General features: G+C 55.4%; 1 protein-coding gene. It reads left to right on the top strand.

Annotated elements, in window-relative coordinates:
- Positions 1-245 precede the first annotated feature (245 nt).
- The gene (locus DW899_RS08405; protein ID WP_117800639.1) at positions 246-1940 is read left to right on the top strand and encodes a phospho-sugar mutase; all 1695 of its coding nucleotides are present in this window, start codon (positions 246-248) and stop codon (positions 1938-1940) included.
- The last annotated feature ends 379 nt before the right edge of the window (positions 1941-2319 follow it).

Below are 2319 nucleotides of genomic sequence, written 5' to 3'. Positions count from 1 at the left end.
GGACGGCACCGAGCCGTCGCAAGACTTGAAGAAGGGGGGGGGCCTCGCGGCCTCCCCCTTTTTTGCGTTAAAAGGCGACATTCTCTATTTAATTAAATCAATCCTATCATCCGCCAGTGAATATAAACGTTCACCGTTCTGTGGCTGGTTCTCTGTTCTCAATGGACTAATATTTGCTTTAGCGCACTGCTGCGCTTGTCCTGTTTTACACGGGTCGTTTTATTGATTGTGACGGAAGGACTCACATGGCAGATGTTCATGAGCTGCTTGATACTTGGATTGCCAATGTCAAGGACGAGGAGCTCCTCGCTGAGCTCAACACGATGAAGGAGCAGGGTGATGAGGACGCCATCACCGACGCTTTCTTCCAGGATCTCGCCTTCGGTACTGCCGGTCTTCGCGGCACTATCGGTGCAGGCACCAACCGTATGAATATCTATACGGTCGGTCGCGCGACGCAGGGTTTTGCTGACTATCTCAATGCGACCTTCGAGCATCCGACGGTTGCCATCGCTCGCGATAGCCGCAATAAGGGTGAACTGTTCGTTAAGACGACGGCTGCCATTCTTGCAGCAAACGGCGTGACTGCTCTCGTGTACTCTAAGATTTCTCCCGTGCCGACGCTTTCCTGGGCCGTCCGCGACCTTAAGTGCTCCGGTGGCATTTGCATGACCGCTAGTCATAACCCGGCACCGTATAACGGCTATAAGGCCTATGGCCCCGACGGCTGCCAGATCACCAGCGAGGCCGCCGATGCAATTTCTAAGGCTATCGCCGAGACCGATACGTTCACCGGTGTGAAGTCCATGGACTTCGATGAGGCTCTTGAGCAGGGCCTGGTCAAATGGATCGACGACTCGTGCCTCGAGCGTTATTACGACGCCGTTCTCGCACGCGGCGTTACGAATCTTTCTGCCGAGGAGATTGCCGGCGCACCGCTCAAGCTTGTCTATACGCCGCTGAATGGTACCGGCCTCATTCCCGTCACCACGGTGCTCGAGCGCGCTGGCATCACTGATGTCACGGTTGTTCCCGAGCAGAAGGAACCTAACGGCGATTTCCCGACCTGCCCGTATCCTAATCCCGAGATCCGTCAGGCCATGCAGAAAGGCATCGATCTCTGTGAGCAGGTTCACCCTGATTTGCTGCTTGCAACCGATCCTGACGCCGACCGTGTTGGCGTTGCCGTTAAGAATGGCGACGACTATCTGCTGCTGACCGGCAATGAGATGGGCGTTCTGCTGCTCGACTATATTTGCAAGACCCGTGCTGCCCGCGGTGAGGACCTCACTAAGAAGGTTGCCGTTACTACTATCGTTTCTTCCGCCATGGTCGATGCTCTGGCCGAGGAGTATGGCTTTGAGCTTCGTCGCTGCCTGACGGGCTTCAAGTACATCGGTGACATCATTACCTCGCTTTCCGATGCTGGTGAAGTCGATCGCTTTATCTTCGGTTTTGAGGAGAGCTACGGTTATCTGGCTGGTGATCACGTGCGCGACAAGGACGCCGTGAGCACTTCGCTGCTGATTTGCCAGATGGCTCAGTATTACAAGCTGCAGGGTAAGAACCTCGCCGACGCGATGCACGAGCTGTACGAGAAGTATGGCTACTATCACAACAAGACGATTTCGCTGAGCTATCCGGGCGCTGAGGGTGCGGCAAAGATGGCCGGCATCATGGCTGGTCTGCGCGAGAACCCGCCCGCGGAGCTCGCCGGTTCCAAGATTGAGGCCGTCGTGGACTACAACACCTGCGTGAACGGCCTGCCGAAGGCTAATGTCATTGAGTTCGATCTCGAGGGTGGCAACAAGGGTATCGTCCGTCCTTCCGGCACCGAGCCCAAGATCAAGCTGTATATCTTTGCCAAGGGCGCGGATGCCGCCGAGGCTGATGCAGCACTTGACGTGATTGAAGAGTCCGGTCGCAAGCTGCTGGCATAAGGTATTTAAGAGTCTATTACTGTAGATAGGCGAAAGAGGGGATCTCGGAAACGAGGTTCCCTCTTATATTTACCCAGCCAGCCGAGAGTCCTTATATGTGTAGGAAATGTGTACGCCCAGATTCCCGCCCCCGGCGCCCCTCCGGTCTGGCAATATATCTCCTTGCCGCGCGGCCCGGTGAGACCGGATCAGCCGCAAAGCGTGCACCTTGAGAACCGGATACTGCGAGGATGGACACACCAGATGTGTCGCATCCGGGCAGACATCGAACCATTTGAAATGGTCTAACTTGGATTTGTTTTTCGCAAGGCCGCCGAGAGGCGGCCCCGAGAAATTCCTTTTCCTATACTAAAACCATATGAATCGAACGGAACCGATC

It is taken from the genome of Collinsella sp. AM41-2BH, from assembly GCF_003468085.1.
Lineage (GTDB): Bacteria > Actinomycetota > Coriobacteriia > Coriobacteriales > Coriobacteriaceae > Collinsella.
Note: the sequence above shows the minus strand (reverse complement) of the source record. Positions and strands in the feature narration are given on the sequence as shown.

What these genes read in the sequence shown, in the direction of transcription:
- DW899_RS08405 (WP_117800639.1), top strand. Translation starts at nt 246, where the DNA reads ATGGCAGATGTTCATGAGCTGCTTGATACTTGGATTGCCAATGTCAAG.